Raw genomic sequence first — 9,302 nt, 5'->3', positions numbered from 1 at the left:
TCATGCTGCGAAGGCTATGCCGAAGAACAATATGATCCCGGACGGACACTCAGGCCACCAAGCCCTGTCCAAAAATAACGGTGTCTGTATTAGCCATGCTCAGGACTTGCCACCGCGAGGGAATAGGCATGAACGAAAGCGTTACATGCTTGGAGCGCCCATGATGTCGGATCTACCCGCACACCATCACGCCGATCAGCAGCAGCTGCGGCTTATTTTGGCAGCGCTGCAGGACGGGGTCATTCTTATCGAGCCCGATCAGCGTATTTCGTGGGCCAACAAAGCCGCCCTGAAAATGCACGGCGTGCATAAGATCGAGGATCTTGGTGCCAGCGTCGCGGAGTATCGCGAGCGGTTCGAGTTGCGCTACCGCAACCGGCACCACCTGCCGCAGGGTCACTATCCCATGGAACGGGTGCTGGCGGGCGAGGCCTTCGACGAGGTGGTGGTCGAGGTGGCCCCAGCTGGGCAAAATGAAGCGCAGTGGACACACCGCATCCGCAGCTTGGTGCTCAACGATGCCGCTGGTGTTCCGGACTGCCTCGTGTTGATCCTGAATGACGAAAGTGAACGTTTCGACGCTGAGGAACGCTTCGAGACGACCTTTGCTGCCAACCCAGCACCCGCGGTGATACTGCGGCTGTCGGACCACCGCCACGTCAAAGTCAATCGTGGCTTTTTGGAAATGACAGGTTACTCGGAGGAGCAGGTGCTCGGGAGCTCGGTCTACGAGATCGACGTGCTGGAAGGTGCTGCCCGCCGGGAGCTTGCCATCGAGCGCCTGCAAAGCGGGCGCACCATCCCACAGATGGAGGCGGTGCTGCAGTTATCCAAAGGTGGTGAAAAGCGGGTTATCGTTGCCGGGCAACCGATTGAGTTCGCCGATACGGCCTGCATTCTGTTCACCTTCGTCGACCTTGAGCATCATAAGCTGACCGAAGCTGCCTTGCAGCAGACTAAAGCCAGCTTCGCTACGGCGCTCCGTCTGACACCCGTACCGACGTTGGTCGTCGCGCGTGCCGGCTGTCGTGTCATGACGGCCAACGATGCCTTCACCCAAGTATGCGGCTACGCCGAGATGGAGTTGATCGGCAGGGGTACCGACGAGATCGGGTTGTGGGTCGATAAATCGGCGGGGAAGGAGCTGGAGCAGCAGCTTCACCGCGATGCTTCGGTGCGCAACCTAAAGATGAAGGTGCGGACCAAGGAGGGCGGCGTACTTGACGGCCTCGTATCGGCCGAGGCAGTGACCATCGGAAATCACTCATGTGTTCTGATAGTAGTACAGGACGTTTCTGAACGCCGCCGCACGGAGTCTGACATCGTCGCAGCGATCGAAGCCGTGATGCAGGACACCTCCTGGTTCAGCCAGGTCGTACTGGAGAAGCTGGCCAAGCTACGACGGTTCGACGCACCCCCTGGTACCACGACGGGGCTTGGTGATCTGCCGCAGCGAGCGCGGGAAGTGCTGACGCTGGTGTGCCGCGGCATGGCAGACCCCTCCATCGCCCGCAAGCTCGGGATCGCCCCTAATACCGTGCGCAACCATGTCGCCGGGCTTTACCGTCGCACCGGGGTGAATAGCCGCACGGCCCTGGTGATTTGGGCCCGAGAGCGCGGCTTTGACGGAGGTCCCCCGCGCAAGACGGCGAAACCAACCGACACGTCAGCTTAGAAGCAGCAGACCGTTTCAACTCAGCCAAATTTCCCGGGCGATGGGGCGGCTCGGTCACTGGGTAATAGTGCTCTACGCCCGTCGACCTAGTACGGACACACCACTCGGTCATGCCGATTACCGGACTGCTTGCCGAACTTCGGGTAACGGCCGCGGTTATGCCGGCAGGGCTTTGGATAACCGATCTCGGTTCCAGCTACGAGCCCGTGACGGGAAGCGAGATGGACAGCGATCGCATTGCGGGCGCAGCCAAGCAGGTAAAGGGCTCCATCAAGGAAGCCATCGGGAAGCTGACCGGCAATACCAAAATCCAGACCGAAGGCGCTGCGCAGAAGGTCGAGGGCAAAGTGCAGAATACCGCCGGCGGTGCCAAAGACGTCGTGCGGGATGCAGCAGACAAATAGTTCCTAAAGACCAACTCAAGAAGAGCAATAACGGTTCGGTTCTTGTCAGACCGACCGCACCCATGCGCTTTGCCGAGGCGCATGACGCCTTGCTGAGCACTGGCGAGGCCCCGTTCCCCCTTTAGATTGTAGGACCTTCGTATATGCAAACTCGAAACACAATGGGTGCCCATGACAACGCGACCGCCGCCATGGTCCTGCCAGAAGGCGCACCATCGCTGCCCTCGCGCATTTCGTGGGGCGCGATCATCGCCGGCGCCATCGTGGCGCTGACCATTGGCCTGATGCTGAACGCCCTGGGCGCCGGCATTGGCGCCACAACGATTGATGCCACGGCGCGCGGAACACCGTCGGCTTCGTCCTTCGGCATCGGTGCGGCCATCTGGTTGCTGCTGTCGAACCTGATCGGCCTCGCGGCTGGCGGGTACGTTGCCGCGCGCCTGTCCGGCACGGCCGACAACACCGATGGCACCCTTCACGGCTTGGCCGTATGGGGCACCACCTTCCTGATCTCCGCGGTGTTGCTGGGCAACCTCGTTTCCGGCATTGCCTCCACCGCCACCTCTGGAGTCTCCAGCCTGCTGGGCAGCGTGGCGTCGGGTGCTGGCTCTGCAGCGTCGGCAGTGGGTCAACAGGCCGCTGACCGGACGAGCACCGGGACGCTGCAGTCGATGGCTCAGAGCGTCACCGACCGCGTGCAGAGTGCGCTGAGCGGGACTGGTGGCAATCCAGCAGCGATGACGTCCGATCAGCGCAAGGCTGAGATGGGACAGCTTACCACCAAGCGGGTAACGGACGGGCAGTTGTCGCAAGCGGACCGCGAGCGGCTGAACCAGCTCGTGGCATCCGAGTACAACATTAGCCCGCAAGATGCCCAGGCGCGCGTTACTCAGGCCGAGCAACAGGCCACCCAGGCTGCGCGCCAAGCTGAGGAAACCGCCCGCCGCGCCGCCGATGCGGCTGCTTCCGGTACGTCGATCACCGGTTTCTCAATCTTCGGCATCATGCTGCTCGGCGCTATCGCCGCGGTGCTCGGCGCCCGCCGCGGTACCCGCGACTTGCTCGCCTTCCGAAGCGCCCAGCGTGTTGCCTAATTCCTTGACACGAATGAACACGTAAACCAACTGCCTCAGGAGAGACCACCATGTCGCGAACCATCACCGCCATGTTTGACGATCGTGCCCATGCGGATGCCGCCGTTCAGCATCTCACGCAGCAGCTGAACATCGCTAGCGCCGATATTCAGATGCATGCGGCGGACGCGACTTCGACGAGTGGCGGAACTGCCGCCGCGTCCAGCGATACCGGGTTCTGGGCATCGCTCAAGGAGATGTTTGTCCCCGACGAGGAGCGTACGACCTACGCGGAAGGCGTGCGCCGCGGTTCCATCGTGGTGTCAGCAAGGGTCGAGGACAGCAAGCTCGAGCAAGCCATGGATGTTCTGGAAAGCCATGGCGCGGTAGACCTCGACACCCGCGAAGCCGAGTGGCGGCAGGAAGGCTGGACGGGCACCCAGGCTGCTGCGTCCAGCACCGAGATAGCCAGCGTACCGGCCGCAACCGGGGTCGGTGTCGCCGCCACAGGCATGGCCGCGGGTTCCACCACGCCCGCTGCCGCTTCGACGACGACAGCAGGGGCCACCACAATCGTCCGCGTCGGTGGTGAAGAGGTGATCCCGGTTGTCGAGGAAAGCCTGCGGGTGGGTAAGCGCGATGTGGAGCGCGGGCGGGTTCGGGTGCGCTCCTACGTGGTCGAGACGCCGGTGAGCGAGCAGGTGATGCTGCACCAGGAGCGTGTCGACGTGGAGCGCCGCGCGATCGATCGCCCGGTGACTGGCGCCGACGCCGTGTTCCAGGACCGCACGATCGAGGCCACTGAGACGGCCGAGGAGGCAGTGATTGCCAAGGAAACCCGCGTCACCGGCGAGGTTGTCATCCGCAAGGAAGCCACCGAGCGGACTGAGACGGTGCAGGATACCGTTCGCCGGACCGAGGTCGACATCGACGACACCACCACAAACGCGGCTCGCGTGACGACCGGTGCCGGCACCGCCGGTGCCGCTCCTGATGACGCGCCGGGTAACCCGCCTGGTACGACGGCGAGCCGTGCGGTCGACAAGACGCTGGGCACCAACGTCAGCGGTGCTAACCCCGCCAAGCGCTGACGAGAACGCTGGATGGGATGGAGGCGGAGCGATCTGCTTCCATCCCGCTCAGCGATTATCGAGGTCACCACCCTGCATGGGCGGCGAGCGCGAGTCCGCCACCTGAAAGCTACCCCCCCTTTCACGCCTTTCCTCTGCGGAGAAATATTCCGATGTCCATCATTGCTTGGCTTATCCTGGGCCTGGTCGCCGGCTTCATCGCCAGCAAGCTGTACGCCGGTAGCGGCCAAGGGGTCGTCATCGACATCGTGCTTGGTATCGTCGGTGCCGTCGTCGGCGGCTTCCTGTTCAACATGCTCGGCGGAGCCGGCGTCACCGGCTTCAACCTGTACAGCATGTTCGTTGCCGTGATCGGCGCGGTTGTAGTGCTTTGGATCTACCATGCCGTCACCGGCAGGCGGAACGCCTCGAGCTTGTAGGCAAAATAGCTTTTCTAAAAGGCTGTTGGTCATGGTGGACAAGCAGGTGAACAAGAGACCGGTGCCAAGGGGCCAGCCAGCACCGGTTCAAGCGCTGATCAGCCCAGCCGGTATGTTTGGTTTATCCTGGCCTGTGCTGGGAGCCGCGGGCGCACTGCTGGTCCTGCTGGTCCTCGGATGGTCTATCGCCGTGTCCCGTGGCAGCCGGCTGGAGGCTGCCGAGCAGGCTGGCCAAACCCGTGCAATGCGCGTGGCAGAGCTGGAGGGCAGCTTAGCGCAGGAGCGACAAGCGGCGGGTGATCTTGCCACCTTGGCGCAACGAATCAACGCGGCGGAGGGGCGAAGCCGCGAGCTCTCGGCTGACACAGCGCAGATGGAGACGCGCCTTGCGGAACTCGGCCGGCAGAGTGCGGCCGGGGAGGCACGGATCGCCGAACTCAAAGCAGCCGCCGATGCAGCAGAGACGCGAGCCATGGAGTTGCGGCAGGCCGGCCAGGCGGCTGCGGCTGCCCTGGCCGGAACCCGCACCGAGGCTGCCGCGGCCGAGGCCGCGCTGGCCGAGCGCCGAGGTGAAGTCGGGCGGTTGACTGCTCAGCGCGACGCCGCTGCCACTGCCCTGCGGGTGGCCGAGGGTCGCATGACGGATCTTTCCGCCCAGGCTGAAGCGACGCAAGGGCGCGTGGCGGCCTTGATCGCTGAGGCCGGCCGGGCCCAGGAGACCTTGACGACCCGGGAGGCAGCAGTTGCGGGTGCGGGAAGCCGGGCCCAAGCCTTGCGCGAAGAGATCGCAGCCACCGAGGCCGACCTTGCTACACGGCAGGGGACACTGGCCGGGGTGGAGGCACGCGCCGTCGAAGCGGGTCGTGGAGCTGATGCTGCAGCCGAGCGGGTCCGGACTGGCGAAGCCCGCATGGCCGAATTGCTCAATGCGGCGACCGCTGCAGAGGGTCGTCTGGCCGAGTTGCGCAACGCAACTGAAGCCACTGCGGTGATCCTGACGGAGCGCCAAGCGGCGGTCGAAGCGGCAGAGGCCGAGCGCACCCGTTTGGCGGCAGCCGTGGAGGCCAGCGGCGTCGCGCTTGCCGCGGCCGAGACACGCCTCACTGAGGTGAACGCGGCAGTCGGGACGGCGGAGCAGCGCGTCGCCGCGCTGCGCGCACAGGGCAGCGAAGCCGAGGCTGCGCTCGCCGGCAAGCAGCAGGCGGTGGCGGAAACCGAGCAACGGCTAGCTGCGCTACGTGATGAGGTGGGCGTAGCCGAGAGGACGTTGACCGACCGGCGCACCGAGGCCGAGACTGCTGCGCAGCGCGCGGCAGCGGCGGATCGAGGTGCGGCCGAGACGGCCGCGCGGGTCCAATCGCTGGAAGGCCGGGCGACGTCGCTGGAAACGGACCTCAATGCGGGAACTTCGACGCTTGAACGGTCGCGAGCAGAGGCAGCGGAACTGGAGCGCCAGGTCGCTCAACGACGCCAGGAGCTGTTGGCCCTTGAGGCAGCAGCGCAGGAGGTGAGCGCCATGCCGCGGACGCCGGTGACGCCCGTCCCGTAGGGGCTTTCTCCTCTGCGGCCGGTGTGGATCCTACTCGAATTGGAACCCCAACAGGTGCAAGGTGCTGGCCCGCATCGCCTGGGCCTTGCTGGCCCGGGGAGGGACCTACACCACAGCCGCAACCGCCTAGGTGGTCGCGTCCGAGCTCGCTGGGCGCCGCGCCCGGCGGGGGCCAAGGTGCTGAAGCGACGATGACAGCGAGAGACCGGTGAGCCGGTGGCGAGAGAGGCCGTTTATCGCAGTGCGCCCCCAAGCGCGTTCACCTGATTGCCCCTCGTCCCGCGCAGCTCATCAGGGCCCGCGGCCAGACTGGCCGCATCAGAGGCCGGACACATGACCGCGCCCGTGCTCTCGGTGCCAGCGTCGCTGATTCGCCTTGACCCGCAGGGGGCATCCACACATGCGATAAAGCAACCCTTATCGCAAGTGACCTAGGGCTTGCCTTATTACATAAAATCAGCAAGTTAACCCGGCTCGGTGTGTCAGTTCCGTCGGTCCTCATTGCGCGCCATCCGCAGGACGGTCACTTACTTAGCGATGTCGGGATAAGGCGTAGCGCCCTATTCCGGCGTGATCCCTGCCTTGCGCATCAGCCCCTCGTTCAGCGCCAGGTCACGCTGGATGCGGGCACGCATCGCCTCCCGGCCCAAGGGCAGCGGTAGCAGGCCGAACTCCTCGGCAAGACGCTGTGCCGCTGGGCGGCCGATGGCGCCGCGCAGCGCCTGCTCCAGTGCCATGGAAAGCGGCGCCGGCAGGTTGGCGGGCCCGGCCAGGCCCCACCAGGCGCTGACGAGGAACTCCGGCAACCCGAGTTCACCCATTGTCGGTACCTGCGGCACTGCCGTCAGCCGCTCCCCATGCGGCGCGCCGAGGGCGCGCAGACGCCCCTCCAGCACATGCGCGCGCGCCGGGGCGAAGGTGGTGAACATCATGTCCACCCGGCCCGCCAGGATCTCGATCAGTGCTGGCGCCGGGCCACCGAAAGGCACATGCAGCATCTCGGTCCCGGTCCGCTCGTTCATCTCAAGCATTAGAAGATAGGCGGTCGAGCCGACGCCCCAGGTGCCGTAGGAGAGCTTCCCCGGCTCGCGCTTTGCCGCTTCGATCACCTGCTCGAAGCTACTCCAGCGAGGTTGCGCCACCAGCAGGTAGGCAGAGGCATACAGCAAGCTGACATGGGTGAAATCCGCCAGCGGGTCGTAGCCCAGGTTCCGGTAGGCGAAGGGTGCCAGGGCAAAGCCGGAGTTGCTGCCGACCAACAGCGTCGTCCCATCGGAGCGCGCCCGCGCGATATAGCGGACGCCTACCGTCGTAGTGGCGCCTGGCTTGTGCTCCATGACGAAATTGCCGCCGAAGCTCTCGCCAAAGCCCTCCTGCAGGATGCGGGCGACAACATCGGTACCGCCTCCCGGAGTAAAGGGGATCACCAAGCTGACGCTGCGGCCGTTTGGCCAGCCATCCGGACTCTTGCCCTGCGCCTTGGCAACGGAGGGCGCGGCAAGGGCGGCCGCCGCGCTGAGGAGCCTTCGGCGAGAGCCGTCGAGGCGGGTCATCGCGGCAGTGCCTCACGACGCGGTATGGAGACCGCACGAAGCAGGACAGTCCTCATTCGGACACCCCTACCGTGGCCTGGAGGATCTTCTCCGCCTCTCGGGCCAACTCCGCCGCCTGCTCGGCCTTCGAGCTGTCCCGGACCATGCGACGGTGTGGCGGTTCGCTCGCCATCACGTCAGCCCCGATCTGCTGGATGCGGCCCTGTGAACCGCCCCGGATTTCTAGGAGGCAAGGGAGTTTGAGTCAGGCTGCCAGCGCAACCTCCTGCTGGCTGGCATAGTAGCGCGCCTCGGCTTACGCGGGTGGGATGTTGCCGATAGGCTCGAGGAGGCGTCGGTTGTTGAACCAGTCCACCCAGTCGAGGGTGGCGAACTCGACGGCTTCGAGCGACCGCCAGGGCCCGAGCCGCCGGATCATCTCGGTCTTGAACAGGCCGATGATGCTCTCGGCCAGCGCGTTGTCGTAACTGTCGCCGACGCTGCCGACGGAGGGCTCGATGCCTGCGATCTCCAGACGCTCGGTGTACCGAATGCTGAGATATTGCCCCCCGCGGTCGCTGTGATGCACGAGGCCACCGCCCTTTAGCGGACGGCGGTCGTGCAACGCCTGTTCCAGGGCATCGAGGACGAAGCTCGCATGGGCGGTACGCGATACCCGCCAGCCGACGATGCATCGGGCGAAGGTGTCGATGACGAAGGCCACATAGACGAAGCCCTGCCAAGTGGCGACATAGGTGAAATCGGACACCCAGAGTTGGTTCGGCCGTGGCGCCTGGAACTGCCGGTTTACCTTGTCGGCCGGGCACGGCGTCGCCTTGTCCGGCGCTGTCGTACGGGTCGACCTGCCGCGGACTACGCCCTGCAGGCCCATCTGGCGCATCAGCCCGGCCACCGTGCAGCGGGCTGCCGGGATGCCCTCGCGGCGAGCTGGCGCCAAACCTTGCGTACGCCATAGACGCCGAAGTTCGCCTCATGGACCCGTCTGATCTCGGCGCAGAGGTCAGCATCGCGCCGACTGCGGGCCGAGCCCTTGGCCGGGTCCACCCGGACGGCAGCATGGGCGTGGTAGGTCGACGGGGCAATCCGCAGCACCTTGCAGATCGACTCGACCCCGTAGGCTGCCCGGTGATCGTCGATGAAGGCGATCATGGCTTTGACCGGCGGCCGAGCTCCGCCATCGCAAAATAGGCCGACGCCTTCTTCAGGATCTCTTTGGCCTGCCGCAGCTCGCGGACTTCGCGTTCCAGCGCCTTGATGCGTTCACGCTCCTCGGTCGTCGCTCCAGGCCGTTGCCCCTGGTCCAGCTCGGCCTGCCGCACCCACTTCCGCAGCGTCTCGGCCGTGCAGCCAATCTTGCCTGCAATCGAGCCGATCGCAGCCCACTACGACGCATGGTCGCCCCCGTGGTCCAGCACCATCCGTACCGCTCGCTGCCGCACTTCAGGCGAAAACCGGTTCGACGTCTTCTTCGTCATGGCTCCAACCTCTCAGTGTCCATCCGGGAACAGCTTGAGGCATCTGAATCGGTTGTGACTGGC

7 protein-coding genes, 1 pseudogene and 1 other annotated feature are annotated in these 9,302 nt (G+C 65.2%); of the genes and pseudogenes, 6 read left to right on the top strand and 2 right to left on the bottom strand.

Annotation, left to right across the window (positions count from 1 at the left end):
* Positions 1–163: 163 nt before the first annotated feature.
* From AC5JJ6_RS28465 to AC5JJ6_RS28440, 6 genes are all read left to right on the top strand, one after another.
* Positions 164–1,675 carry a PAS domain S-box protein gene (locus AC5JJ6_RS28465; protein WP_496045292.1) on the top strand — a complete coding sequence of 504 codons (1,512 nt, stop codon included), beginning with the start codon at positions 164–166 and terminating at the stop codon, positions 1,673–1,675.
* A 110-nt stretch (positions 1,676–1,785) separates the two neighbouring features.
* Positions 1,786–2,079 (top strand): CsbD family protein, encoded by a 294-nt coding sequence (locus AC5JJ6_RS28460; RefSeq protein ID WP_496045291.1) that lies wholly within the window; start codon positions 1,786–1,788, stop codon positions 2,077–2,079.
* Positions 2,080–2,240: 161 nt separating this feature from the next.
* On the top strand, positions 2,241–3,173 hold the full coding sequence (locus AC5JJ6_RS28455; protein ID WP_496045290.1) for a hypothetical protein: 933 nt from the start codon (positions 2,241–2,243) through the stop codon (positions 3,171–3,173).
* Positions 3,174–3,223: 50 nt separating this feature from the next.
* Positions 3,224–4,243, top strand: coding sequence for a YsnF/AvaK domain-containing protein (locus AC5JJ6_RS28450; RefSeq protein WP_496045289.1), 1,020 nt, complete (start codon positions 3,224–3,226; stop codon positions 4,241–4,243).
* Positions 4,244–4,395: 152 nt separating this feature from the next.
* Positions 4,396–4,662: a GlsB/YeaQ/YmgE family stress response membrane protein gene (locus tag AC5JJ6_RS28445; RefSeq protein WP_496045288.1), complete on the top strand. Its 267-nt coding sequence runs from the start codon at positions 4,396–4,398 to the stop codon at positions 4,660–4,662.
* 31 nt (positions 4,663–4,693) lie between these two features.
* Positions 4,694–6,211 carry a coiled-coil domain-containing protein gene (locus AC5JJ6_RS28440; protein ID WP_496045287.1) on the top strand — a complete coding sequence of 506 codons (1,518 nt, stop codon included), beginning with the start codon at positions 4,694–4,696 and terminating at the stop codon, positions 6,209–6,211.
* Positions 6,212–6,771: 560 nt separating this feature from the next.
* Here the strand turns inward: AC5JJ6_RS28440 and AC5JJ6_RS28435 are convergent.
* Positions 6,772–7,764, bottom strand: coding sequence for a Bug family tripartite tricarboxylate transporter substrate binding protein (locus AC5JJ6_RS28435; RefSeq protein ID WP_496045286.1), 993 nt, complete (start codon positions 7,762–7,764; stop codon positions 6,772–6,774).
* A 295-nt stretch (positions 7,765–8,059) separates the two neighbouring features.
* Positions 8,060–9,239 (bottom strand): annotated as a pseudogene (locus AC5JJ6_RS28430) (IS3 family transposase).
* Positions 8,839–8,955 (bottom strand) — a sequence feature (AL1L pseudoknot). It overlaps the preceding pseudogene by 117 nt.
* Positions 9,240–9,302 lie beyond the last annotated feature (63 nt).

The organism is Skermanella sp. (assembly GCF_059503625.1).
This window is presented reverse-complemented; position numbering and strand designations above follow the sequence as displayed.

Excerpts from the sequence above, each read along its gene's own strand:
- AC5JJ6_RS28445 (WP_496045288.1), top strand. The coding sequence starts at position 4,396 with ATGTCCATCATTGCTTGGCTTATCCTGGGCCTGGTCGCCGGCTTCATC.
- AC5JJ6_RS28435 (WP_496045286.1), bottom strand. The coding sequence starts at position 7,764 with ATGACCCGCCTCGACGGCTCTCGCCGAAGGCTCCTCAGCGCGGCGGCC.
- AC5JJ6_RS28450 (WP_496045289.1), top strand. The coding sequence starts at position 3,224 with ATGTCGCGAACCATCACCGCCATGTTTGACGATCGTGCCCATGCGGAT.
- AC5JJ6_RS28465 (WP_496045292.1), top strand. The coding sequence starts at position 164 with ATGTCGGATCTACCCGCACACCATCACGCCGATCAGCAGCAGCTGCGG.
- AC5JJ6_RS28460 (WP_496045291.1), top strand. The coding sequence starts at position 1,786 with ATGCCGATTACCGGACTGCTTGCCGAACTTCGGGTAACGGCCGCGGTT.
- AC5JJ6_RS28455 (WP_496045290.1), top strand. The coding sequence starts at position 2,241 with ATGGGTGCCCATGACAACGCGACCGCCGCCATGGTCCTGCCAGAAGGC.
- AC5JJ6_RS28440 (WP_496045287.1), top strand. The coding sequence starts at position 4,694 with ATGGTGGACAAGCAGGTGAACAAGAGACCGGTGCCAAGGGGCCAGCCA.